This window comes from Rhizobacter sp. SG703 (assembly GCF_012275445.1).
Taxonomy (GTDB): Bacteria; Pseudomonadota; Gammaproteobacteria; order Burkholderiales; family Burkholderiaceae_C; genus Rhizobacter.
Genome location: NZ_JAAZQK010000002.1, coordinates 412,637 through 438,585, shown reverse-complemented (window position 1 = coordinate 438,585; position 25,949 = coordinate 412,637). Strand labels below are relative to the sequence as shown.

At 68.9% G+C, this 25,949-nt stretch carries 14 protein-coding genes and 1 pseudogene; 8 read left to right on the top strand and 7 right to left on the bottom strand.

Going from position 1 to position 25,949, the window contains the following annotated elements; translation table 11 throughout:
- The first annotated feature begins 121 nt into the window (after window positions 1-121).
- The gene (locus FHT26_RS04955) at window positions 122-3,400 is read left to right on the top strand and encodes a PAS domain S-box protein (protein ID WP_168559048.1); all 3,279 of its coding nucleotides are present in this window, start codon (window positions 122-124) and stop codon (window positions 3,398-3,400) included.
- On the opposite strand, the gene FHT26_RS04950 is transcribed toward FHT26_RS04955, so the two are convergent.
- Window positions 3,349-6,999: an EndoU domain-containing protein gene (locus FHT26_RS04950; RefSeq protein WP_168559047.1), complete on the bottom strand. Its 3,651-nt coding sequence runs from the start codon at window positions 6,997-6,999 to the stop codon at window positions 3,349-3,351. The two genes, FHT26_RS04955 and FHT26_RS04950, sit on opposite strands and share 52 nt — an antisense overlap.
- 60 nt (window positions 7,000-7,059) lie before the next feature.
- On the opposite strand from FHT26_RS04950, the gene FHT26_RS04945 reads away from it, so the two are divergent.
- Window positions 7,060-7,656: a response regulator gene (locus tag FHT26_RS04945; protein WP_168559046.1), complete on the top strand. Its 597-nt coding sequence runs from the start codon at window positions 7,060-7,062 to the stop codon at window positions 7,654-7,656.
- An 8-nt stretch (window positions 7,657-7,664) separates the two neighbouring features.
- Here the strand turns inward: FHT26_RS04945 and FHT26_RS04940 are convergent, their stop codons facing one another.
- Together FHT26_RS04940 and FHT26_RS04935 are read right to left on the bottom strand one after the other, a co-directional pair.
- Window positions 7,665-9,506: a hypothetical protein gene (locus FHT26_RS04940; protein WP_168559045.1), complete on the bottom strand. Its 1,842-nt coding sequence runs from the start codon at window positions 9,504-9,506 to the stop codon at window positions 7,665-7,667.
- Window positions 9,507-9,587: 81 nt separating this feature from the next.
- Entirely contained in the window at window positions 9,588-11,087 is a 1,500-nt protein-coding gene (locus FHT26_RS04935) for a sensor histidine kinase (RefSeq protein WP_168559044.1), read from the bottom strand.
- A 183-nt stretch (window positions 11,088-11,270) separates the two neighbouring features.
- Here FHT26_RS04935 and FHT26_RS04930 point away from each other — a divergent pair, with 183 nt between their 5' ends.
- From FHT26_RS04930 to FHT26_RS30585, 6 genes and pseudogenes are all read left to right on the top strand, one after another.
- Entirely contained in the window at window positions 11,271-14,723 is a 3,453-nt protein-coding gene (locus tag FHT26_RS04930) for a PAS domain-containing hybrid sensor histidine kinase/response regulator (protein WP_168559043.1), read from the top strand.
- A 4-nt stretch (window positions 14,724-14,727) separates the two neighbouring features.
- Entirely contained in the window at window positions 14,728-16,986 is a 2,259-nt protein-coding gene (locus FHT26_RS04925; RefSeq protein ID WP_168559042.1) for a putative bifunctional diguanylate cyclase/phosphodiesterase, read from the top strand.
- Between the two features lie 55 nt (window positions 16,987-17,041).
- Window positions 17,042-18,736: a sensor domain-containing diguanylate cyclase gene (locus tag FHT26_RS04920; RefSeq protein WP_168559041.1), complete on the top strand. Its 1,695-nt coding sequence runs from the start codon at window positions 17,042-17,044 to the stop codon at window positions 18,734-18,736.
- Between the two features lie 177 nt (window positions 18,737-18,913).
- On the top strand, window positions 18,914-20,308 hold the full coding sequence (locus tag FHT26_RS04915; protein WP_168559040.1) for an undecaprenyl-phosphate glucose phosphotransferase: 1,395 nt from the start codon (window positions 18,914-18,916) through the stop codon (window positions 20,306-20,308).
- A 281-nt stretch (window positions 20,309-20,589) separates the two neighbouring features.
- The gene (locus FHT26_RS04910) at window positions 20,590-21,726 is read left to right on the top strand and encodes a porin family protein (protein ID WP_168559039.1); all 1,137 of its coding nucleotides are present in this window, start codon (window positions 20,590-20,592) and stop codon (window positions 21,724-21,726) included.
- 756 nt (window positions 21,727-22,482) lie between these two features.
- Window positions 22,483-22,596 (top strand): annotated as a pseudogene (locus tag FHT26_RS30585) (PEP-CTERM sorting domain-containing protein); the annotation flags it as partial.
- Window positions 22,597-22,764: 168 nt separating this feature from the next.
- Here FHT26_RS30585 and FHT26_RS04900 read toward each other — a convergent pair.
- From FHT26_RS04900 to rfbA, 4 genes are all read right to left on the bottom strand, one after another.
- Window positions 22,765-23,007 carry a hypothetical protein gene (locus FHT26_RS04900; protein WP_168559037.1) on the bottom strand — a complete coding sequence of 81 codons (243 nt, stop codon included), beginning with the start codon at window positions 23,005-23,007 and terminating at the stop codon, window positions 22,765-22,767.
- Between the two features lie 300 nt (window positions 23,008-23,307).
- A complete protein-coding gene (locus FHT26_RS04895) occupies window positions 23,308-24,399 on the bottom strand; it encodes a nucleotidyltransferase family protein (RefSeq protein WP_210427266.1) in 1,092 nt (363 codons plus the stop codon).
- A gap of 8 nt (window positions 24,400-24,407) precedes the next feature.
- Complete coding sequence (gene rfbC, locus FHT26_RS04890; RefSeq protein ID WP_168559035.1) at window positions 24,408-24,956, bottom strand: dTDP-4-dehydrorhamnose 3,5-epimerase; 549 nt, start codon at window positions 24,954-24,956, stop codon at window positions 24,408-24,410.
- 4 nt (window positions 24,957-24,960) lie between these two features.
- On the bottom strand, window positions 24,961-25,842 hold the full coding sequence (gene rfbA / locus FHT26_RS04885) for a glucose-1-phosphate thymidylyltransferase RfbA (protein ID WP_168559034.1): 882 nt from the start codon (window positions 25,840-25,842) through the stop codon (window positions 24,961-24,963).
- Window positions 25,843-25,949: the final 107 nt, after the last annotated feature.

The following is a 25,949-nucleotide window of genomic DNA, read 5'->3' as shown; positions in this document are numbered from 1 at the left end:
TCCCGTGTGCTTGACCCGGTGTGAGTAACGGCACCCCTTCTTCGGTTCCTTCGACCGGCTGATGCCTGGTTCCCCGGCATCCGCTGGGTACACTGCGCGCTGCCCTGTGCTGCGCCCCCCGATGTTCGATCCCCAGGCCCTGCGCCAACTCCTCGACGTGCTGTCCGACGCCGTGCTGGTGCTGGACCGCAGCGCGCGCGTCGTCTTCGCCAACACGGCGGCGCTGCGGCTGATCGCCGGCGAGCCGGCGCGGCAACTGGCGCAGCTCGCGCCGGTGCTTGGCGAGCCGTTGGTGCTCGCCGCGACGCATGCGCTGGCCGGCGGCACGCCGGCGCAGCTTCCGGACGCCATCACCTTGAACGACGGCCGCCGCTTCGGCGTCGCGCTGGTGCCGCTCGACGCCGACCGCCACGCGCTGCGCCTGGCCGCGGCGATGGCCGCGCCGGCACCCGAGCCGGCACCTGCAGCCGACGCCGCCCCGCCGCCGGCCATGCCCGACATGGGCACGATGTTCTGGGACGCGCCGTTCCCCGTCACGCTGCAGGACGAGCACTTCAAGCTGATCGACGCCAACGACGCCTACCTCGAGTTCACCGGCTTCACGCGCGAGCAGCTGGTCGGCCACGACCCGCTCGATCTCCAGCCGCCCGAGGACCGCGCGCTCAACCGCGCCTACCGCCAGCAGATGAGCGCGGCCGGCACCACCCGGCTGGTGCAGCGCCGGCTGATCCATGCCGATGGCCGCGAGCGCTGGTTCCGCGCCGCGTGGCGCGTCGGCAGCGATGCGCAGGGCCGCGCGCGCACCGTCAGCATCCTGCAGGACAGCACCGCCGAGCACATCGCGCGCGAACGCGCCGACCGCTCGGTGCGCGAACTCGACGACTGGTTCGAGCTCAGCCCGGTCGGCATGGTGCTGTTCGACGAGCAGGGCCTGCTGGTGCGCAGCAACCCGGCCTTCGAGGCGCTGGCGGGCGACGTGCCGGTGCTGATGTCCGAAGCATCGACTGGCATCCAGCAGCTGATGGCCTGGCAGGACGGCAAGCCGCTCGCGCTGCTGCGCCCCGGCTCCAGCCCGGTCGAGACGCAGGCGTGGGTGGACCAGGGCGGCCAGCCCGACGGCACGCCGCGCCGCCTGCGCGGGGTCGTGCGCTGCTACCAGAGCGGCAGCGGCCAGCGTCGCTACATGGCGATCGTCGAGGACCGCAGCGTCGAGGAGGAACGCGACCTGGCGCAGATGCAGATCGGCGCGCTGATGGACACCGCCGGCGTCGGCCTCGCGACCTTCCAGGAATCGTCCGGCTGGGTGCAGCACGGCGCGGTGTTCGGCAGCGCCGCGGAGTCGGCGGTCGGTGCGCCGGCGCTGCAGTCGATCCGCCGCGACGTGGTGCTGCCCGAATCGCTGCCCGAGTACGACAAGCTGCAGCAGGCGCTGCGGCTGGCCCAGCGCGCCGAAGTGCGCTATGCGATCCGCCACCCGGAGCACGGCCTGCGCTGGCTGCTGACGCGGGTCGAGCCGGCGACGCTCGCGTCGGGCAAGCGCACCACCTCGGTCGTCACGCTCGACATCACCGACCAGCACCAGACCCAGCAGCGCAGCGAGATGCTGCTGCGCGAGCTGACCACCATCCTCGAGAGCACCACCGTCGGCATCGCCTACCTGCGCGGCAACCTGCTGGTGCGCTGCAACCGGCGCTTCGAGGTGCTGCTCGGCTTCCGCGCCGGCGACGTGGCCGGCTGCAGCCTGCAGGAGCTGCTGGCCGCGCAGCCGCAGGTGGCGCAGCTGGTGGCGCAGATCGACGAATCGCTGGCGGCGGGCCGGGTGCACGAGACCGAGATCGCGGTCGATACGCGCGGGCGCCCGCGGCACTGGTGCTCGCTGTCGGTGCGGCGCGCCGGCGAGGGCGAGGACGGCCAGGAGCTGATCGCGGTGCTGACCGACATCACGCGGCTGAAAGCGCAGCAGGCCGAGCTCGAGGCGCTGGCCAGCGAGGTCGCGCTGCAGGCCGAGCGCACGCGTGCGATCCTCGATTCGGTGCTGGTGGGCATCGTCACCGTCGGCACCGACGGCATCGAATGGATGAACCGCTCGGCGCGCCGCATGTTCGGCGGCGACCTGGAGGATTTCGTCGGCCAGCCGATGGCCACTGTCGCGACGCCGGAGCCGGAGCATCCGTTCCTGCGCACCGAGTACCTCGACGACCTGGTCGAGGGCAGGGCCGAGACCTTCGAATGCCGCGTGAAGGCGCGCGACGGCCGCGAGTTCTGGGTGGTCGGCAATGCGGTCGTCACCGGGCGGCAGCTGACCTATGCGCTGCTCGACATCGAGCGCCGCCGCCAGGCCGAGGCGCGCATCGCCGAGGCGCAGTCGTCGCTACAGCGCATCATCGAGGCCGCGCCGCTGGCGATCACGCTGCGCGATGCGCAGACGCTGCGCATCCTGCAGGTCAACGAGGTGGCGGCGCGCAATGCGTCGACCTCGCCGGCGCAGCTGATCGGCCGCACGCCGGAGCAGATCTTCCCGCCGGAGATCGCCGCCGAACGCCGCCGCGACATGGAAGACGCGCTGGCCGCCGGCCGCGTGACGCAGCGCGAGTACCGCAGCGAGGTCGACGGCCAGGTCCAGGTGTGGGATGCGCGCTACCTGCCGCTCTCGGCCGACGGCCTGCCGGCCGACCAGCTGCTGATGGTGGCCACCGAGGTCACCGAGCAGCGCGCCGCGCAGGAGGCCCGCTTCGAGGCGGCCATCGCGCAGCGCGAGATGCTGGTGAAGGAAGTGCACCACCGCATCAAGAACAACCTGCAGGGGGTGGCCGGCCTGCTGCAGCAGATCGCGACCCGCAAGCCCGAGGTGGCCGGCGTGATGGCCGAGGTGGTCGGCCAGGTGCAGGCGATCGCGCAGGTCTACGGCCTGCAGGTCGGCATGAGCGGGCCGCTGCGGGTGCGCAGCGTGCTGGAGGCGATCACCGGCTCGGTGCAGCGCACCTTCGGCCGCACGATCGTGTTCGACGTGCAGGGGCCGCAGCCGGAAGCCTGGGCGTTGCCGGAGGCCGAGTCGATCCCGATCGCGCTGACGGTCAACGAGCTGCTGACGAATGCGATCAAGCACAGCCCGGACGATGCCCCGGTGAGTTGCACGCTGGCATGCGGCGACGACGGCGTGCAGATCTTGATCGGCAACGAGGGCCGGCTGAGCGAGGGCTTCAGCCTCGCGCAGTTCCCCGGCGGGGTGTCCGGGCTCGGGCTGGTGCGGGCGCTGCTGCCGCGGCGCAGCGCGAAGTTGTCGATCGAGGCGCAGGGGACGCGCGTGGTGGCGGTGATCGACCTGAAGCCACCGGGGGTCGCGCGGGCTCAGCCGGACAGCGGGAAGCAGATGACCCTGCCAGAGTCGGGGTCCCGGTAGAAGCGCATCAGGATGCCGGACTTCGAGACGCCGTCCCAGGGGCCGGTGCCGGTGGCGAAAGCGTCGCCGTGGCGCAATGCGCTTGCGATCTGGCGGTGTATTTCGCCGCGTGTCCATGCCGATGGGAAGAACGTGGAGGACTCGTGCTTCGGAATCCATGGGTTCAGTCCTGCGCGCTTGATGTCGACGTCGACCGTGAAGGTCCCGTTGGGATGGACCGTGGCGGATGCACCCGGCCGCAGGCGCAGCCGGTTCCGGTTGGCCGTCAACAGTGCATGGCCGCCGACAGCTTCGCCGACCAGATTGATGTTGCCATGCAGGACATGGTCCAGGTCGACGTGGCGGCTCTCCAGGTAGTGCCTGGCGGCCGGAGCGAGTTCGGGCAGCGGCGCCTGCGGCACCTGCCGGCGTGCGGGCTGCGAGGCCCGGTCCAGCGCTGGCGAGATCGAAGCGGGCAACGGGTCGCCTGCCGTCGACTTCAGCCATTTCAGTACTGCGGCGGCTGCCTTGGGCGGGGCCTGGTCGCCGAGGAGGGCGGTCCACAGGGCCTCCTTCTGCGACGAGGTCCACGCTGTCGTTTCCGCCAGCGCGGTGGTCAGCGGGCTCAACGCATCGAGGCCGGACGGCGCGAGGCGCCACAACAGCGTCTTGTCGCCCTGCGGGCGCGACGCCAGCGCGGTTGCCAGCAAGTCGACCACCACGTCGGTGTCCCCCTGCAAACCCGTAAGGCACGCCATCAGGAGGTCGAGCGCTTTGCCGCCGCCTGCATCGACCACGGCCTGGATGAGGGTGCGACCGGTGCCGTCGGCGGCCAGCAGTCTGGCCGGATCCGCCGCATCAAAGCTGTCGATGACGAAGGCCAGCAAAACGGCCGGTCCTTTCTGCGGATCGTCGGCGGCGGCGACATCCAGAAAGGCAGCCAGCACACCCGGGTTGCCATGGTGGACCGCCTCTTCGAAAGCCGTCCTGCCGTCCTGGTTGCGGGCGCCGAGGTAGGTGGCGAGGGCGTCAGGCGAGACGACGCCCTTGCGCAACAGCTTCGAGCAGGCCTTCAGCCGAGGTCGGGCGATGTCTGCCGACTTCATCGCGGCCACGATGTGAAGCTGCGTCCGAAGCGTCGACGTGTCGGGGCGGGTCAGCATGTCGACCAGCACCCGCTGGGCCGTTTTCCAGTCGTCGCTGCATGAAGACGCGTTCACTGCCGTCAAGACCGGCGACGCGGCCCGCTTTCGATCGACCGTGTCTCCGGTCATCTTCAGCAAGGTGGCCAACAGTCGTTGCTTGCGGTCTTCGCTCAGCCGCTTCGTTGCCATCAAACGATTCAGCATTCCATTCAGCACCGTGCCATGCGCGATGGCTTCGACGAGCAGCGAAGGACCGCAGTAGGCACTCCGCAGGGCTTGCGTCCACAGTTGCTCCAAGGTGGTCTCGTGGAAATTGCGGGCCAGCAACGCATCGGTCACGAAGCTCAGGGCCTCATGCAGATTGTTGCCGGCCAGGATGTGAAGCAGCCCCCGGCCGTCGTTGTCGCGGGTCGACACCATCGCTTCGAGTCGGTCGAGTTCCGCCGTGCGAACTCCTTTCTCGATGCAGCGCACGAAGCCGCGGGCGGGCTTGTCCGACGCCTTGCCGAGACGCGCGGCCAGGTTCAGGAATGCAGCGGCAGCGGTCAAGGCCTTCGCATCGATGGCGGCCCAGAAGGCGGTTCGCTTGCGATGATCCTGAGCGTCCCACAGCGTGGACAAATCAAGGGGCATCGGGCACTTCAATGCGCCGGTGACGAAATGGTCGACATCCCTGCTCTGATTGCGCGATGCGCACCGGTGCAGTGCGGTCGCGCCGGCGCGATCACGAGCGCACAGGTAGCGCGCGACCACCTTTTCATCAACCTGCGACCCGGCGCGCTGCGCCAGGATGAAAAGGAATTCCACGGGAGACGGTTCGTCGGGTTCGTCATCGTTGACCGTGGCTTGCGAGTGAATCAGCAGCGCTTCGGTGTTGTCGTCGCAGCACGTCAGGCAATCGATCAGGACTTCCAGAACCCGGCGGCTCCGGTGATCGAGCTCCGAGGCCGCCAGAGCCGCGAAGGCGGTGGCCCGCACGATGCCGGCGGCCGCTGCGCGAGGCTGTTCGATGTGCAGAAGGGCGGCCCACCAGGCGATCTTGACCGAGAAGGGGGATCCGGCGTCTGCGAGCAGCTGTTGAAAAAGCGCCTGCAAGCCTGCGCAGACCTGTTCGCCTCGCGCAGCCGCGTGCCACGCCAGCGTGTCGCCGTCGTGCGTCGTCATGGCCAGCGCGGCGAGCAGTTGGCCGATTCGCTCGGGGGATTTCATCGCAAGCATGATCTCGACCAGCACGCTCGCTGCGTCGGTCCAGCCTGCAGCCGCTGCGACGTGGAACACCGATCGCCCCGCAGGATCGGGATGCATGAGTGCACAGAAGCCCGTGGCGACATTCTGCGACAGCACCGCCTTGAAGAAGTCCTCGAATCTGGCTGTGTCATGCAGAACCCAGTCGTGCAGCGCAGGGTTGATCCCGTCGACGCGTGGCAGCAGCCAGGTCCCGGCATGCCGCAGCGCAAACGCGGTGACGCCGTCGAGCTGGTCGTCGGGCAAGGCGTCGAGGATGTCGGCCACCAGGCCGGGCAGCAATCGATCGGCCTCGGTCGGCTGACCCTGTCGAATCGTTGCGAGCGTCAGCAGTTGTTCCCTTTCGGACGCTGGCAAGTCTTTGGCCGCCAGGACCATGCCGACCAGGCGCTTCAGCGTTCCTGGGGGATACCTGCCTTGTTGCACCTCGTGGAACAGCGGAAGTCCCCGTTTGGGATCTACGGGCGCGCACACTGCGCCGCGAATCAGCTCGTGGAGTTGGATCTTCGACAGCGTTCCGCCGCGTTGAAGAAGGTTCATGCCGCGGCCCTTCCTGGCTGTCTTCAGCATGCGTTGCTGCACACCGCGGGACGCCTGCTCAAATTCGATGGTGTCGGTTCCGCGTGCGTCGCGGGCCAGCTGATGCTGGTCCGTCGGCAGACCTCTTTCATCATGTCGACTGACGAACAAGTGGTCCGGCCGATTCGAATCCAGGAACTCGAAGCTGTCAAAGTTGCGCAACGCGAGGTGCAGCGAGAACGTGGGAAGCTTGATGCTGAGTCGGATCAACAACGGCCTGAACTGACCGCCTTGTACGCAGGCCCCCTTGAAGTCCGGCAACGTGATGGTGGTCAGGTGAGGCAGTCGGCGAACACCGTCCGGCACGGTCGCCATGCCGCAGGGAAAGACGATGGCGTGCACGACGGGGGCTTCTGGCGCCGACAGCCCTTCCCACAAGGCATCGAGCGCCCAGACCGTGGCCGGCGGCAACGTGTCGAGCGTCAGGGTTCCGGTTGAATCAAGGGCGCGCCGAAGATCGTCCGCTTCCTGTGTGGTGAGCGGGATCCCGAGGGAACCGACCAGGTTGCCGAAGGACGGCGCCAAAGCGTCGTGCTGGCCTGGAACGATCACGTCGCTGGGTTGAATGAGTGGCCTGTTTGTTGGTGTGGGAAGCATGTCGAGATCGAAGTCATCAATGCGTGCGCTTGGTAACGCCCCGGCGCGATTCATCGCCGCACATTTGCAATCCACCCCGCACAGATCGCCTTTCGGCCACAATCCGACCCCACCATGACGAACAAAGGCAAGATCCTCGTCGTCGATGACGACCGCCTCGTGCTCGCGACGCTGTCGCACGGGCTCGCGCAGGCCGGCTACGACATCATCGACGCCGACAACGGCGACGACGCGATCCTGCTGGCACGCGAGCACCGCCCCGATCTCGCGCTGCTCGACATCCGCATGGAAGGCAAGAGCGGCTTCGACGTGGCCGTCTACCTGCGCGACTACTGCCAGATGCCGTTCATGTTCCTGTCGGCCTTCTCCGACGACGACACCGTCGCGCAGGTGAACGCGCTGGGCGCGGTGGCCTACCTCGTGAAGCCGCTCGACATCCGCCAGATCGTGCCGGCGGTCGAAGCGGCCTTCGCACAGATCGAGCGGCGCAGCGGCGGGCCCGCGCCTCTGGCCGGCGCGCTCGCGCACGAGGCGCTGGCCCAGCCGGTCGCGATGGCTGTCGGCGTGCTGATGCACCGCTATTCGCTGTCGCGCGGGCAGGCGCTGGAGCGCTTGCAGCGGCTGGCGGCGAGCGAGGGCAACCCGCTAGCGGTGCAGGCCGGGCGAGTGCTGGACGCGGTCGAGCTGCTGGCGAGGTCGGCCGAGCGCTGAGGCTGGCGTCAGGGTTGGCCGGACGGTACGCCCATCTTCCTGAGCCAGCACGCCGTCTGGCTGTCGTCCAGGATCGGCGAGTTCCGCAGCAACGCCTCCACCCGGTCTGCCATCCCGCCCTTGCCGCAACGAAAGGCCTCGCGCCACACGGCGAAGCCCTCGCCGTTCGGCGTGAACAGCAGCTTTTGCAGCACCCGCACTTTGTGCGAGCGCGGCAGCGGGTGACGGGCCAGGGCCGTGAACAGCAGGTCGAGAACATCGCCGCGCTCATGCTTCACCGCGAGGTGGATCAAGGTCTGGCCCTGGCGGTCGAGCCTGTGCAGGTAGCGGGGAACATGAACGTTGCACGGGTCCAGCAGCTTGCGCACGATGCGGCGTGCGTCTTCCGGTTCTGCCGCTTCCAGCGACTGGGCGAACACGGTGCGGTCGGCGCCTTGGTGCGGCAGCATCAGCATCGCGAGGTCGGACAGTTCGTCGGCGAACAGCGCGGCCTCGGGTGTGGCGATGCGATCGCTCAACGCGTCGAAGATGACCGCCTGCACGGCGGCCGCGGGGTTGGCCGGCCAATGGTCGGGTCCCGGTGACAGCAGGGCCACGAGCACGCGAAACTTGTCCGCGCTGCCGATGCTCGCTTCGTCCTTGGCCATCAGGTCGACGACGAACTTCACCACCGCGTCCATCGTGTTCTTCTGGAATGCGTGCCACAGCAGTGGGCGTCCGGCGTCATCGGGGCGGCTCACGAAGTCGATCAATGGCCGGCACGGTGGGGCAACCAGCCGGCGCGCCGGCCCTCCGATGCCCGGCCCGGCGACGACGGTGCGGACGTTCTCGTGCATCGCCGTGCGATCCTGCTGCCGGGCCCGGCACCAGAATTCCTCCTGAACCTTCGTGCGCAGGACCAGGGTGTCCCGCCGTGTCGCCGTTTCACAATGCTCGAAGGCCTGGGCGATCCACCAGACGACCTGGTCCCATGCCTGTCTCCGCGGCCTGGGCGGTGGCGACGAGAAACGCAGCAGCAGGCTGCAGCGCGTCGCCACGCTCAACGTGTGGGCATCGATGATCAACACCAGCGCGGCCAGGACACACCGGCGCACGTCCTTGTCCGAGAAGTCGGCTGACCACAGCGGCGTGCAGCCGTCGCGGGACTTGGCACCGAGGAGCCGGCCGAGCAGCGGAATGCAAGCCGGCTCGACCTCGTGCCGTCCGAGCAGCAGGTGGACGATGTCGAGGCCCAGTCCCGCGGTCTGCCCGTTCGCCAGCACCTGGTGCAGCAGCGTTCTGCGTTCGCAGTCGCGTTGCAGCAGATCGGTGAATGCACCCGGGCCTGCATGACCGTCGAGCGAGATGAGTGCACTGCGCAGTTCAACGATCTCGTCGGCAGCGAGCGCCTGCCGGGACCAACGCGTGCCGGGCGACAGCGATCGCCGCGAGAAGTAGGTGAGTTGCGGCAGCAGCAGGTCCATGTAGGCGTGGTAGCGGCCGTCTTGCGTCTGGTTCAGCGCCTGCAGGACGGCCATGCGCAGCGCATCGCGGTGATGAGGTTCGCCGCTGATATGCCGCAGTACCCAGATCATCATGCGCAGCTTGTGAAGCGGCTCCAGGCCAGATCCGAACAGCGAATCCAGCGCAGCGCGCAGGGCCTGCGCATCGTCTGCAGCCGATGTGAGCCAGCACACGCCGTGCTCGTCGCGGACGTCGAGCGCGTTCATCAACTGCTCGCAGGCGTCCGGGCTGGCCTTCAGGGTGATGGCTTGAATGACTCGTGGCAGCGCGGCCGGGTCGATCCCGACAATCGGCGGGCCGGAATGAGCAGAGGTGACGCAGTTGGCGCGGCCCCGTGTGGGATGCATGAACGACTCGGTACGGAAGCGATGGGCCCCGTGGGTGAGCCGCTCGGCCGAAATCGTTCCGTCGCTGTGGTGAGCCGGTCCCTATGGCAGCCAGAACTGGAAGCGGGCGCCGCGATCCACCTCGCCCTCGGCCCAGATGTCGCCGCCGTGCCGGCGGATGATCCTGCGCACCGACGCCAGCCCGACGCCGGTGCCCTGGAAATCGTTCGCGCTGTGCAGCCGCTGGAACACGCCGAACAGCCGGTCGGCGAAGCGCATGTCGAAGCCGGCGCCGTTGTCGCGCACCGTGAAGGCCGGCCGGCCCTCGTGCACGCCGGCCTCGAACCAGATGTGCGCGTCGCGGCGCTTCGAGGTGTATTTCCACGCGTTGCCCAGCAGGTTCTCGAGCGCCACGCGCAGCAGCGTCGCGTCGCCCTGCGCATGCAGGCCGGGCTCGATGTCGACCTTCACATGGCGCTGCGGCGACTCGCGCCGCAGGTCGTCGACGATGTAGCCCACCAGTTGCGACAGGTTGATCGGCTGGCGCGCCAGCGGCCGCGCCGACAGCTGCGACAGCGCCAGCAGCGAATCGATCATGCTGCTCATGCGCGCGGCGGCGCCCAGCACCCGGTCGAGGTGGTCGTTGCCGATGCGGTCGAGCAGGCGGCCGTAGTCTTCCTTGACGATCTTCGTGAAGCCCTCGACGACGCGGATCGGCGCGCGCAGGTCGTGCGACACCGTGTAGCTGAACGACTCCTGCTCGTCGGCCGGTGTCGCGGTCGCCGCGGCCGCCGCCTGCGCGTGGCGGTGGAAGATCAGCAGCAGCTCGGCACCGGCGCGCGGCAGCGCCGGCGACAGGCGGTGCACCTGCAGCTCCCAGCCCTCGGCGCTGCCGCTGGCGGCATCGGCATGCAGCGACGGCGAGATGGCCTGCTCGGCCAGTGGCCGCAGCCCGGCCGGCAGCCGCTGCAGCAGCTCGGGCCACGGCGGCAGCGCGGTGGGGTCGGCGATGTGCAGCCAGCGTTCGGCGGCCGCGTTGGTTTCGTACAGCACGCCCAGCTGGCCCGGCGGCGGCAGGGCGATGCGCAGCACCGGGTCGGCGAGCGCCTGCAGCAACTCGCCGAGGCGCTGGTCGCCCGGGTCGGTCAGCTCGCGGGCGGTGCCGACATAGCCGGCGAAGCGGCCCTGCGCGTCGAGCAGCGGCTCGCCGCGCAGCGACCAGGGGTGGCGCACGCCGGCCGATCCGGCGCGCCACAGCGCGGTGGCGCTGAGCGGCGCATGCTGGTCCATCGCGGTACGCAGCGAGCGCACCAGCGTGTCGCTGGCCTGGAAGTGCTGCCACAGCGGCGGCGCGTCGTCGGCGCCGGCCCAGTCGGCCAGCGCCGCGCCGCGCGGCGGGCGCCACTGCACGACCCGGTGCTGCACGTCGCTGCGCCACTGCCAGCAGTCGAGCGATTGCGCAACGGCCTGGCGCTCGGCCCGCTCGTGCTGCAGGGCCTGCTCGGCGTCGCGCAGCTGCCGTCTCGACCGGGCCGCCCAGGCGCCGGTCGCGAGGGCCGCCAGCAGCAGCAGTCCGGCCGGCAGCACGGTCTCGAGATTCATCCGATCGATTGTAAGGAGTGGTTGCGCCGTGACATTGTGGAGGCCGACCCGGTTTCCAATGTGTCGGATGCCTCAAGTCGGCTGGAGCGGCACCGAAAGTGCTGCGAAGACCCCGCTCCCTGGGCGGGGTCCCCATTGGTGGGCCCACAAGGCTGTGCAATTTTCCCGGAAGTACGTTGACCCATGCCTGCTCCGCTGTCTCGTCTCGCCCAATGGTTCGGTGCCCGCCAGGCGCGCAAGGCGCTGAAGTCTTCGACGGCTGCGCCGGCGGACGTGTCGCCGGCCGCGCCGGTGCCGGTGGCCCCGACGGGGCCGGCCGGCGACGACTGGCTGGGCCTGCTGCAGCAGGTCGCGATCCAGGTCGATGAGGCCGACACGCTGGCCGACGCGCTGCACGCCGCCGCCGGCCTGCTGGCGCAAGGCCTGGAGGCCGAGGGCCATGCGGTGTTGCGCGTGCTGTCGGTCGCCGGCGACGCCGCCCAGCTGCAGGCCTGGACGCAGCACGACGACCCGCAGTCCGGCCGCTTCACCGTGCACCCGCGGCTCAGCGCGACCGGCCGCGCGGTCGCCGAGGGCCGCATCTGCCTCGCGCCGATGCAGGCTTCCGGCGCCAGCGTGATGGCCTTGCCGGTGCATGGCCGCGACGGCACGGCCGCGGTGCTGGAGCTGCACGGCGTGCCGGCCCGGCGCGACCTGGCGGCGCTGCGCCGCGTGCTGGACACCGTGCAGCGTCTGCTGGACCTGCGCGCCGCGCGCGCCGACACCCCCCCGCCCGCCACCGTTCCCATTCCACTGGCTGCCCCGATCCTGCTGCCCACGACGCCCGCGCCGGCCAGCGCCGAGCCGGAGCTGCTGCAGCTGCTGATGGAGAACCTGCCGGCCAGCCTGTTCGTGCTGAACGCGGCCGATCGCCGCATCGTCGCGATCAACACCCATGCCGAACGCGAGTTCGCGAAAGGTCGCGAGCAGGTGCTGGGCAAGACGGTGCGCGCTGCCTTCGGCAACGGCATCGCGGTACTCGGCGAACCCGCGATCACGCGCGCGCTGGCCGAGCAGGGCACGGTCGAGAGCGAGGTCGAAGTGCAGGGCGAGGGCGACGGCGCCCCGCGCATCGTCAGCGCCCGCTGCTTCGCGCTGCGCCACGCCGACGGCACGCCGCGCCTGGTGATCGTGCTGGCGCGCGATGTGACCCGCGAGCGCCGCGCCGAGCGCGAGCTGCAGGAATCGCAGAGCCGGTTGCGCGAGTTCGCGCACACGGTGGAAGACAGCCTGTTCGTCACCAACCCGGCGCGCGACCGTTTCCACTTCCTGAGCGAGAGCAGCTACGACACCTGGGGCACGCCGCAGGACGAGTTCGAGCGCACGCCGAATTCCTTCCTGTCGCGCGTGCTGCCGGAAGACCGCCACCTGCTGCTCGCCCGCCGCGAGCTCGAAGAACAGCTGCAGCCGGCCGACATCCGCGTGCGCATCCAGCACCCGGTGAAGGGCATGCGCTGGCTGCGTTCGCGCACCCGCTCGCGCCGCATGCCCGACGGCGAGCTGCGCGTCTACGGCCTGGTGTCCGACGTCACCGAGGAGCTGGAGCGCGAGAACGAGCTGAAGCGCGCGCGCGACACCGCCGAGGCCGCGAGCCAGGCCAAGAGCCAGTTCATGGCCAACATGAGCCACGAGATCCGCACGCCGATGAACGGCATCCTCGGGATGACCGAGCTGCTGCTGGGCACCGCGCTGAACGACCGGCAGAAGCGCTTCGCGCAGGCGGTGTACCGCTCCGGCGAGGCACTGCTGGAGATCATCAACGACATCCTCGACTTCTCGAAGATCGAGGCCGGGCGGCTGGAGCTCGCGCCGGTCGATTTCTCGCTGCGCTCGGTGGTCGAGGACACGCTGGAGCTGCTCGCGCCGCGGGCGCACGAGAAGGGCCTGGAGCTGAGCTTCCGCGAGGAGCCAGGCATGCCGAGCCACGTGCACGGCGACCCGCTGCGGCTGCGCCAGGTGCTGACCAACCTGGTGGCCAATGCGATCAAGTTCACCGAAGCCGGCGAGATCGTCGTCGACGTGCGCATGCCGATGCCGGCACAGTCGGCCGACCGCGCGCTGTGGCTGGAGTTCGAGGTGCGCGACACCGGCATCGGCATCGAGGACGACGTGCTGCCGCGGCTGTTCAGCGCGTTCACGCAGGCGCACGGCGGCATGTCGCGGCGCTACGGCGGCACCGGGCTGGGCCTCGCGATCTCGAAGCAGCTGGTCGAACTGATGGGCGGCGACATCGAGGTGCAGAGCGCGCCGGGCATCGGCTCGCGCTTCATCTTCAGCATGCCGATGGCGCATGCCGAGAGCGCCGGCGGCGACACCACCTCGGCAGGGCTGGAGCCGACGCAGATGCCGGCGCTGCGCGTGCTGGTGGTCGAGGACCACGAGACCAACCGCACCGTGCTCGACAACATGCTGGGCGCCTGGGGTATGCAGGTGGTGCTGGCCGAGGACGGCCGGCAGGCGCTGGCGATCCTGTCGGGCGCGACGCCGATCGATCCGCGCTTCGACCTGGCGCTGGTCGACATGCACATGCCGCGCCTCGACGGCATGGGGCTGGCCCATGCGCTGCAGGCGCTCGGTCCGGAACGCCCGGGCCGCGGCATGAAGATGATCCTGCTGTCATCGGTGTCCTCGCCGGACGACGTGCGGGCGGCGCACCGCGCCGGCTTCGACCGCTTCGTCGCGAAACCGGTGCGCAAGGCCGAGCTGCGCCAGGCGATCCTGGGCATCTCCAGCCAGCGGGTCGACGCGACGCGCTTGACGCCCCGGCTGAACGCACAGATCCTTGTCATCGAAGACAATCCGGTCAACCAGGAGGTCATCGGTCAGATGCTGAGGGCGCTGGGGTGCCAGGTCCAGGTCAGCGCTTCGGCGCTGGAGGGCCTGAAGGCGTTGTGCGAGCGGCGCTTCGACCTCGTGCTGATGGACATCCAGATGCCCGGCATGGACGGCGTCGAGGCGTTGAACTGGTTCCGACGCAGCCGGTCGGGGCGGTTCGATTTCCTCACGCCGACCGAAACGCCGGTGATCGCCGTGACGGCCAATGCCCTGGGAGGTGACGAAGAACGCTTCCTCGAACTCGGTTTCGACGACTATCTGTCCAAGCCATTCCGCCAAAGCCAACTGCTCGCCATGCTTTCAAAACGTTTGCGCCCTGCAGCACCCGTGGACCCCGACAGCGCGGCCGCCGGCGGCACGGCCGCCTCCCCTGCCGCCTCCGCGGCGGCGGTGCCCGTGCCCGCCGCCGACGACGGCGTGCTCGACGCCGGTGCCCTCGACCGCCTGCGCGAACTCGACCCGAGCGGCGAGAACCACCTGATCGAGCGGGTCATGAAGGCCTTCGATACCTCCCTCGAACGGCTCCTCCCCCAATTGCAGGATGCTCAGGCGTCTCACGACTTGACGGGCATCCGCCACGTGGTACACACGCTGAAGTCGTCTTCCGCGAGCATCGGGGCCCTCAAGATGTCTCAAATTTGCGCAGAAATCGAAACCATGGTTCGCCGCGAGGCGACGCAGGGCATGGACGACCGCATCGTGGCCTTGCAGGCCGAGGTGGTCATCGTCGTGGCCGCCACCCGCCGCTTGCTGGGCCGCTGACTCGATGAGCTCAAGCGCGCCGCTGACGGACGACGATCTGCTCGGCCAGCCCCGCGTGCTGCTGGTGGACGATGACGAGGTCAACCTGCTGCTCACCGCGATCGCGCTGCGCGAGCGCGGCTTCGCGATCACCGAGGCGACCAGCGGCGAGCGGGCGATCCAGATCCTGGCCGACTGGTCGCCCGACGTGGTGGTGCTCGATGCGCTGATGCCCGGCCTCGACGGTTTCGAGACCTGCCGCGAGCTGCGCGCGCTGCCCGGCTTCGAATCGATGCCGGTGCTGATGCTGACCGGGCTGGACGACGATGCGTCGATCACCCGCGCCTACGAGGTCGGCGCCACCGATTTCTTCGTCAAGTCGACGCACTGGAGCCTGCTGGCCGGCCGCTTGCGCTACCTGCTGCGCTCGTCGCGCACCCGCCAGGAGCTGGAGCGCAGCAAGTCGAAGCTCGCGCGCGCGCAGGACCTCGCGCGCATGGGCAGCTTCGACTGGCACCGCGGCCACGGCAACCCGCTGTTCTCGGTCGAGGGGCTGCGGGTGTTCGGCCTCGGCCCGGGCGACACGCCGAGCATGCGGGCGCTGCTGCGCATGGTGCCGAACGAAGACCGCAACGGTTTCGTGACCATCCTGAACGAGGTGATCCGCCACAGCTCGGTGCTCGCGACCGACATCCCGGTCACGCTGCCCGATGCCCGCCAGCGCATCATCCACGTCGAGGCCGAGCCCGAATTCAACGAGCACGGCAACCTGTCGGGCTACACCGGCATCGTCCAGGACGTGACCGACCGGCGCATGGCCGAGGACAAGATCCGCCACCTGGCCAACTTCGACGCGCTGACCGGGCTGCCGAACCGCCGCCAGCTGATCTGGCGCACCGAGCGCGCGCTCGAGCATGCGCGCCGGCTGAACCACCCGGTCGGGCTGCTGCTGATCGACCTCGACCGCTTCAAGGTCATCAACGACACGCTGGGCCATGGCGCCGGCGACGAACTGCTGATGGAAGTGTCGCGCCGGCTGCGCTCGTGCGTGCGCCACTCCGACCAGGTGATGGAGAGCGCCGTCGAGTCGATGGGCTCGCGCTCGCACCGCACGCTCGAGGCCGTCGGCCGGCTGGGCGGCGACGAATTCGTCGCGCTGCTGCCCGAGGTGTCCGACGAAAGCGATGCCGAGCGGGTCGCCGCGCGCGTGCTCGACGTGATGCGCGAGCCGATCTTCGTCGGCGGCCAGGAGTGCTTCGTGACGGCGAGCGTCGGCATCGCGATGTTCCCGCGCGACGGCCAGTCGGTGGCCGACCTGATGCGCAACTCCGACGTCGCGATGTATTCGGTCAAGGCTCAGGGCCGCAATGCCGCGCTGCTGTACCGGCCGGCGCTGGCCGGGAAGGGCCGCGAGAAGCTCGAGCTCGAAAGCGCGCTGCACAAGGCCATCGAGCGCAACGAGCTGGTGCTGCACTACCAGCCGAAGGTCGACGTGCGCGGCGCGCGCATGGTGGGGGCCGAGGCGCTGATGCGCTGGCAGCGCGGCGGCACGCTGGTGCCGCCGGGCGACTTCATCCCGCTGGCCGAGGAAACCGGCCTGATCATCCCGCTCAGCGAGTGGGCGATCCGCGAGGCCGCGCGCCAGGCCCGGATCTGGCAGGACAGCTTCGGCTTCGCCGACTCGATCGCGGTGAACCTGCCGAACCGGCTGTTCGAGCGCACCGACCTGGTCGAGCACATCCACCAGGCCGTCACCGCGTACGGCGTGCCGCACCATGCGATCGAGCTGGAGATCACCGAGACCGGCCTGATGAAGGACCTGCAGAACGTGATCCCGACGCTGCACCGGCTCAACGAGATCGGCGTCGAGATCTCGATCGACGACTTCGGCACCGGCTACTCGTCGCTTGCCTACCTGACCACGCTGCCGATCAGCGAACTGAAGATCGACCGCTCGTTCGTGCGCGACCTCGGCATGACGCCGCAGAGCTCGGCGGTGGTCACCGCGATCATCGCGCTGGCCCGCTCGCTCGGCCTGCGCGTGGTGGCCGAAGGCGTCGAGAACATGCGCCAGATGGAAGTGCTGCACCGGCTGGGCTGCGGCATGATGCAGGGCTTCCTGTTCAGCAAGGCGCTCGCGCCCGAGGCGCTCGACCAGTGGCTGCAGCAGACGGTGCTGCCGCGCAAGGCGCCGTGGATCGTCGACGCCGACGACGGCGACGAGCTGACCGACTCGATCCGTGCCAGCCTGGAGCCGCGGCCGAGCCGCTACACCCCCAAATGACCGGCACGCGTTCCGTGCCGCTCCCTGCCGTTTCCCTTTTGCCCTGACCTGATCGATGGACACCAAACCCTCGGCGCCGCAGACGCCTGCCGTGCTGGCCAAGGCCGCGCTGCGCCGGCTCGTGGTCGACAAGCTGGAGCCGACGCCCGAGAACTACGCGCGCGCCTACCAGCTCGAATCCGGCATCCAGCCGACCCCGGCGCGTGCGCAGGCTGCCGCGGCGCCGCTGTCGGCCGCCGACAACGCCGCCCAGGCGGCCGCGCTGGCTGCGCTGATCGAGCGCATCGCCCGCGGCATCGAGCGCGGCGGGCGCAACTGGACCGCGGCGCGCAAGAAGGACAGCCTGCAGCGCGTGCTGTCCAGCAGCCGCAGCGACCTGCAGCGCCTGCAGCAGCGGCTCGGGCAGCTGGTGGGCAGCTGGGAGAGCGACACGCTCGACGACATGGTCGATGCCGACGACAGCCTGACACACCCGGCGCCGCTCGATGGGCTGCCGCTGCCTGCGGCGTCGGCGACGTCGCCGGGCGAGCCGGCGGCCGCCGATGCCGACACGGCCTTCCCGCTGTGGCGCCGCGTCGCCGACGGCCTGAGCGGCACCGTGCAGCTCGCGCTGCCGCCGCCGCCGGCGCCGAGCGCCGACCTGTCGCGCCAGCTGGCCGAACTGCTGGCCCGTCTTGAAGAACCGAGCCCGACACCGCTGCAGGCCGACGAGTTCGACGCGCTGTGCGAGCGCGCGCGCCGCATGCTGCAGCACCGCCACCACTTCGTCGACCAGCTGAGCGGCCTGTGCCAGGAGCTCACCGCGAGCCTGGCCGAACTGGCCGAGGACGACAGCTGGGCGCGCGGCCAGGTCGACGCGATGAAGCTGCAGATCGACAGCGGGCTGACCGCGCGCAGCGTGCGCTCGGTCAGCGAGCTGCTGGGCCACACCCGCGAGCGCCAGCACCAGCTGCGCGAAGACCGGGCGCGCGCCCGCGATGCGCTGAAGCTGCTGATCAACCGCATGCTCAGCGAACTGGGCGAACTGGGCCAGCACACCGGCCGTTTCCACGAAAGCGTCGGCCGCTATGCCGACACCATCGAGAAGGCCGATTCGCTCGAGAGCCTGGCCGGCGTCGTGCGCGAGATGGTCGAGGAGAGCCGCACCGTGCAGTCGCTGGTCAGCCAGGCGCAGGGCCGGCTGGAGTCGGAGCATGCGAAGGCGGTCGGGCTGTCCGAGCGGGTGGCCGAACTCGAGGGCGAGCTGCGCCGCCTGTCGGAAGAAGTCTCGACCGACCAGCTGACGCAGATCGCCAACCGGCGTGGGCTGATGCAGGCCTTCGATGCCGAACGGGCGCGCATGGAACGCGGCCAGACCGAGCTGTCGATCGGCCTGCTGGACGTCGACAACTTCAAGCGCCTGAACGACGAGCTGGGCCATGCGGCCGGCGACACCGCGCTCAAGTCGCTGGCCGCGGTGGTCAGCAAGGCGCTGCGGCCGACCGACCTGGTCGCGCGCTACGGCGGCGAGGAGTTCGTCGTGCTGCTCCCCGACACCCCGGTGCAGGAAGGCGAGCAGATCCTGACCCGTTTGCAGCGCTCGCTGAGCGGCGGGCTGTTCATGCACGAGGAGCAGCAGGTCTTCGTCACGTTCTCGGCCGGCGTCACGCTGTACCGCCAGGGCGAGCCGATCGAGGCTGCGCTCGAACGCGCCGACGAGGCACTCTACGAGGCGAAGCGAACCGGTAAGAACCGGACGTGTGTCGGATAAAAGCCTGTCGAATCTACCGATCGCCTGTGTCCAACCGTGACAGCGGCCGGTCTTTCTGACAGACCGGCGCCGGTGTTCACCCTCTGGCGCTGCGAGAGAAATTCAGTTACAGCGGCCTGCCACGTTGGCACGCCTCCTGCGTGAGGGCTTCCGTGAAACTTTCAACGGGCCCTTCCCATGTTCGAAGAACGCAGCCATAGGCAGTTGTTCCTCGGTGCGCCGCCATCCGTCACGTCCTTCATCGCCGCGGTGATGGAGCCGTTGTTGACGGTGCTCTGCTATCTCGGCGTCAGCAGCGTGTTCGACGAGCCGGTCGAGCGGCCGGCGCTGACGCTGTGCATGCTGGTGCTGGTGCTCAGCTTTCCCGGCGTCAATCGCTTCAAGGACCGCAGCCTCAACGCGGCGATCGACATCCTCAGTGCGTGGATCGCGCTGCTCGGCATCCTGGTGCTGTGCGGCTACGCGACCGACAGCCTGAAGTTCTTCGAATGGCGGGTGCTGGCCTGGTGGGCCGGGCTGACGCCGGTCGTGCAATGGCTCGCCGTGCGCCTGGGCAAGGAGGTGCTGCGTCGCCTGGCGTTGCGGCCGGAGTACCGCCGCACTGCGGTCGTGGTGGGCGCCGGGCCGCTGGGCGCGAAGGTGCTGGAGTCGTTGAAGGCACGGCGCTCGTTCGGCCAGGACTTCGTCGGCTTCTTCGAGGACCGCGCGCCCGACCGGCTGCACCCCGACACCCGCGAGCATGTGAAGGGCCGCTTCGAGGACCTGGCCGACTGGGTGCGCCGCCACGGTGTGCGCGATGTCTACATCACGCTGCCGCTGACCTCGCAGCCGCGCATCGTCAACCTGCTGGCGTCGCTGCAGGACACGACCGCGTCGGTGTACTACGCGCCCGACGTGTTCGGCGTCAGCGTGATCCAGGGGCGCCTGCAGGACATGGCTGGCGTGCCGGTGGTGAGCCTGCTGGAGTCGCCGTTCACCGGCACCAACGACCTGGTGAAGCGCTTCAGCGACATCGTGATCGCGTCGCTGATCCTGCTGCTGATCTCGCCGGTGATGGTGGCGCTCGCGATCGGCGTGAAGATGAGTTCGCCGGGGCCGGTGATCTTCCGCCAGAAGCGCAACGGGCTCGATGGCGAAGAGATCGAGGTCTACAAGTTCCGCTCGATGACGACGCAGGACAACGGCGCGGTGGTCAAGCAGGCCACGCGCGGCGATGCGCGCATCACGCCGTTCGGCGCGTTCATCCGCAAGACCTCGCTCGACGAGTTGCCGCAGCTGATCAACGTGCTGCAGGGCCGCATGAGCATCGTCGGGCCGCGCCCGCATGCGGTGGCGCACAACGAGCAGTACCGCAAGATGATCCAGGCCTACATGGTGCGCCACAAGGTGCGCCCGGGCATCACCGGCTGGGCGCAGGTGAACGGGTTCCGCGGCGAGACCGATACGCTGGACAAGATGGCCGCGCGCGTCGAGTACGACCTCGAATACCTGCGCAACTGGTCGCTCGGGCTCGACCTGATGATCATCGTGCGCACGGTTCGCCTGGTCTTGTTCGACCGCAACGCATATTGATGTGGGCCCCCCGCTCGTCGCTGCGCTCCTCCTGCCTTGCAGGCCGCGCCGGGCCGCAGGCCGAGCCCCTCGCCAGGCGCAAACAGTCCCCAGGACTGTTTGCGTCCGGGCTCGGCCCCCAGCGGGCGCCACCCGGCGGCCCGGCGGAGCCGGTTCCGCGGGCGTTGCTTGATCCTTCTCTGTCGTGCGGGGTACCTATGCGTCGTCGTTCTTCCTTTGCTGTCGTTGTCCTGAGCGGTCTGGCCGGCGTTGCCCATGCGGGCGACGAATCCGATCCGTATGTGTTCGGGTTCAGCCAGGCCCTCTCGGCCGACAACAACCTGTTCCGCGCGCCCGATGGCGAGCCGGCGGCGCGCGACGGGATCTCGTCGACCGGCATTCGGGCTGCGATCGACCAGCCGTTCGGTCGCCAGCGCTTCAGTGCCGGGCTCGAGGCCAACGTCAACCGCTACAAGAACAACACGCAGCTGAACAACACCGACCACCGGCTGTCGGCGCGGCTCGACTGGTCGACGATCGAGCGCGTGTCGGGCGAGCTGACGGCCGAGCAGCGCAGCAGCCTGTACCGCTACGACCTCGACAGCCAGAACCGCTTCACCGGCAAGAACCAGCTGCGCACGACCGGCGCCGGGCTGCAGGTGCGCGTCGGTGTCGTCACCGCGTGGACGCTGGAAGGCGGCTGGGCCGGCAACCAGAGCCGCTATTCGGCCGAGGAATTCAGCAACCGCGATGTGCGCCAGCAGACGGTGAATGCCGGCGTGCGCTGGGCCGATGCCGACGCGCTGAGCGTGCGGCTGGGCGGCCGGCACACCGAGGGTCGATTCCCGAAATTCGGCATCGAGCCCGACACCTTCCGCCGCAATGACGTCGACCTGAGCCTGCTCGCCAAACCGAACGGCCTGAGCACGCTGAACGCGCGCGTCAGCGCCACGCGCGAGAGCCATTCGGTGCAGTCGCAGCGCGATGTGAGCACCTGGACCGGCGCGCTCGGCTGGAACTGGCAGGCCACCGGCAAGCTGAATTTCGACACCCAGCTGTCGCGCGACAGCAGCGTCGGCAGCAGCACCTTCGGCACTGCGCTCAACGAGATCGATTCGAGCGACACCCGGGTGAGCCACAGCCTGCAGCTGAAAGGGCGCTGGGACGCGACCGCGAAGATCCAGCTGACCGCGCAAGGCGGCTACACCCGCCGCAAGCTGGACAACGCCTTCATCGCCAACGGCGTGACCGCGCCGGCCGAAGGGGAGGACAACACCGTCACCTACGGCCTCGGCATCGCGTGGCAACCGCTGCGCAGCCTGCAGTTCGCCTGCAACGTCGGCCATGAACGCCGTCAGATCGTCGGCGACAACATCACGATCACCTACCCCTACAGCGCGACCACCGCGAGCTGTTCGGGCCAGGTCAGCGTTCGCTGATCCGACGCCTTGTCGGATGGAAGAGGGGCGCGGGCCGTGCGCCCTGAATGCATGCTGCATCGCACCATGACGGGGAGCCGTGCGCAGGCATGGACCATGCTGATGTGTCCATTTGAAGGCAGTTTGCAGCTTCTTGCAGGCAGTAACGAAGAGATACAGGGTGGAAATCGGCAAGCTTGGCGTGCCGGATGGTAGTTGCTGCAGCAAATTCGGCTTCTTTTGCAAGTCGAAGCCGCATTTGTCGTGTTGCTGCGTGGGCACGCAAGCTGCCTTGTACCCCGTGCGCCGCGATCTACCCCCTCAAACTGGGGATGGGCCTTGAAAGTGGCGTGTGTCTTGCATAGGGGAAAGCACCTAATCACCAGGAGGTATTCAATGAAGAAGTTCCTTGTTTCACTGGCCCTCACCGCGATGACGTTCGCGACCGGGTCGGCATTCGCCAGCAGCGAGAGCTGCGACGATCCGCTGAAGAGCAAACTGGGTCAGAGCTTCTGCTACGAGGTGTTCGATAACCTCGCGCCCGGGATGTACAACGTGAGCTTCGAATATGAAGCGCAGAAGACGGGTGGTCCGCTGGACCGCACGCTCGACTTCGCTTTCCTGTTCGACAGCGCGAAGGGCCCGGGCACGTTCGACCAACTGTCGGATTCGACGAAGACGACCGGCTGGAACACGTACTCGTTCGTGACGAAGGCAGGCGGCGACAGCTTCCTGATCTTCGCGCTGCTGGGCGTGTACCCGCAGAAGTTCAGCCTGGCGCTGCAGAACATCACCGTCACGGCCGTTCCGGAACCGGCGACGTACGCGATGCTGCTGGCCGGCCTGGGCGCGATCGTGTTCGTGTCGCGCCGCCGTCGTCCGCAAGACTGAGTTTTCGGCCTCTCCGAGGCTGAATTCAAAAGGCCCCGCAGCGCAAACTGCGGGGCCTTTTTGCTGCTGTCGGTGTTGGCAAAGGCGCGGGTGGGGAGGCTGTGGCGCGCCGTCGGGGGCGGTCCTCGGCCCCTGGCGGGGCCAAGGACTTCCCTCCGCTGACTGGCTTCATGGCCCGTCGCCGAAACTCCCTCCGCTCACTTCGTTCGCTGTGGTCAAACAGTCGGCGACAGTCAGTCCACGAAGCGTGCTGCGCACGCGGGCCATGAAGCCAGCCAGCTCCGGCGCCCCCTCCTGATTGGCGCGCCACAGCCTCCCCACCCGCGCCTTTGCGGCACCGCCGCTGTGTTTTGGGGGGAAAAGATTGAAGTGATCGACGAGCGCGCCAGCGCTCGCATGCTCGTCGGTCACTTCAATCTTTTCCCCCAACAAGAGCGGCTGGTGTCGAGCGGGGGTGAGGGATGGGCTGGGCTGGGGGCGATTTCTGGGGTGACGGAGAAGATCGGCTTTGGGGATGGCGCGCGCCAGCGCGCTTCGTGGACTGACTCATCGGCACTGTTTGACCACAGCGAACGAAGTGAGCGGAGGGAGTTTGCCGATGCATCCCCGAAGCCGATCTTCGCAGTGGAGTCGGCCGCCAGGCCGACCGCCCCGGCATGAGCCCCCAGCCCAGCCCATCCCTCACCCCCCGCGACCGCGCCGAAGCGCGAATCAAGCCCGTGCGTCAGACCACCGCAGCGTGCACTCCTCGTCCCCCTGGTAGAACGTCTTCCCCTTGCGATCCACGCAATACAGCGGCGCGACGATCATGTCGCTGAAGGTCTGGCCTTCGCCGATGCGCGTGTACTCGAACAGCACGCTGCGCGCGAGCGTCGAGTTGCGCCTCAGGTGGCTGCCGGTGCCGATCCACGTCGGCCCCTGGATCGTCACGCCCGGCTCGATCTCGACGCCCGAGCCGATGTACACCGGCCCGTTGATCGTCACCTCGTCCCACGGCACCCGCGTGTTCAGCCCGACCCACACGCCCGGGCGCACCTCGCGGCCCGGCATGTCCATCTGCGCCACCTCGCCGCGCAGCACCCGCTGCAGCACGCTCCAGTAGTCGCTGACGCGGCCGATGTCGATCCAGTTGAAGAAACGGCTCTGCGCGTAGAACGGCAGCTGGCGCTCCACCATCAGCGGGAACAGCTGGCTGCCGATGTCGAACACCGTGTTGCTCGGCACCAGGTCGAGCACCGACGGCTCGAAGATGTAGATGCCGGTCGACGCCAGCGTGCTGTGCGCCTCGTCCGGCTTCGGCTTCTCCTGGAACGACTCGACGCGACCGTCCTTGTCGCACTTCACGATGCCGTAGTTCTGCACCTCGCTGCGCGGCACGTCCAGCGTCACCACGCTCGCGAGCGCCCCCTTGCTGCGGTGCTCGAACAGCGCCGCGCCGAAGTCCAGGTCGATCAGCGCATCGCCGCACAGCACGATGGTCGTCTCGTCGAAGAAGCCGGAGAAGTCCTGGATCTTCTTCATGCCGCCGGCCGAACCGCAGGGCTTCGGCACGATCTCGCCGTGCTCGCGCGCGCCTTCGTACGAATAGCCGATCTCGACACCCCAACGATGGCCGTCGCCGAAATGGCTCTCGATCTTGCGGTGGTTGAACGCGACGTTCACCATGATCTGCCGCACGCCGTAACGTGCCAGGTGCTCGATCAGGTACTCCATCACCGGCTTGCCGAGGATCGGCACCATCGGCTTCGGCAGGTCGCGCGTCAGCGGCCGCACCCGCGTGCCCTGGCCGGCCGCCAGAATCATCGCCTTCGTCATTCGAGCCTCGCTTTCGACAGCGGCAGCGCCGACGCGTCCTTGGCCGACAGCTGGGGCGGTGCCCCCACGTCCGGCCACGCGATCGCGAGCTCCGGGTCGTCGAACCGCACGCAGCCCTCTTCCTTCGGCGCGTAGTACTCGGTCGTCTTGTAGAGGAAGTCGGCCGTCTCCGTCAGCACCAGGAAGCCGTGCGCCAGGCCGGGCGGAATCCACAGCTGCCGGTTGTTCTCGGCGCTGAGCTCCATCCCCACCCAGCGGCCGAAGGTCGGGCTCGCACGGCGGATGTCGACCGCGACGTCGAACACCGCGCCGCTGGTCACCCGCACCAGCTTGCCCTGCGCATGCGGCGCGTACTGGAAGTGCAGCCCGCGCAGCACGCCACGTGTCGAGCGCGAATGGTTGTCCTGCACGAAGACGGTCTCGCGACCGACGGCCTCCGCGAAGACGCGGCCGTTGTAGCTTTCCATGAAGAAGCCGCGCGCATCGCCGAACACCTTCGGCTCGAACGCCAGCACATCGGCAATTTCCGTCTTGATGACTTTCATCGCTTCAGAACACCTTGTCGTGCATCAGTTGCAGCAGGTACTGCCCGTAGCCGCTCTTGGCCAGCGGCTTCGCCAGCGCTTCCAGCTGCGCCGACGTGATCCAGCCCTTGCGCCAGCAGATCTCCTCGGGGCAGCAGGCCTTCAGGCCCTGGCGCTTCTCGAGCGTCTGGATGAAGGCGCTCGCCTCCAGCAGCGAATCGTGGGTGCCGGTGTCGAGCCAGGCATCGCCGCGGCCGAAGATCTGCACTTCGAGCGTGCCGGCCTCCAGGTAGAGCCGGTTCAGGTCGGTGATCTCCAGCTCGCCGCGCGGGCTGGGCTTCAGGCTCTTCGCATACGGCACCACCTGCGCGTCGTAGAAGTACAGGCCGGTCACCGCATAGCGGCTCTTCGGCTGCTTCGGCTTCTCTTCGAGGCTGATCGCCTGTGCCTGGTCGTTGAACTCGACGACGCCATAACGCTCCGGGTCGGTCACCGGGTAGGCGAACACCGTCGCGCCCGAAGTGCGCGTGGCCGCATCGGAGAGCCGGGTGCCCAGGTCGTGGCCGTAGAAGATGTTGTCGCCCAGCACCAGCGCGCTCGGGGCGCCGGCCAGGAACTCCTCGCCGATCAGGAAGGCCTGCGCGAGGCCGTCGGGGCTGGGCTGCACCGCATAGCTGAGGTCCAGGCCCCACTGCGCGCCGTCGCCCAGCAGCTGCTGGAAGCGCGGCGTGTCCTGCGGCGTGCTGATGATCAGGATCTCGCGGATGCCGGCCAGCAGCAGCGCGCTCAGCGGGTAGTAGATCATCGGCTTGTCGTACACCGGGATCAGCTGCTTGCTCAACGCGAGCGTCGCCGGGTGCAGCCGGGTGCCGGAGCCGCCGGCCAGGATGATGCCTTTTCGGGTCATGACAGCCCCTCGTCCGACGAGTACATCGGCCGACCCCCCGAGGGGATGCCGGCCGGCTTGGGAGCGGCCTGGCGCTCGACCGGCTCCGCGTTCAATTGCAGTGACAT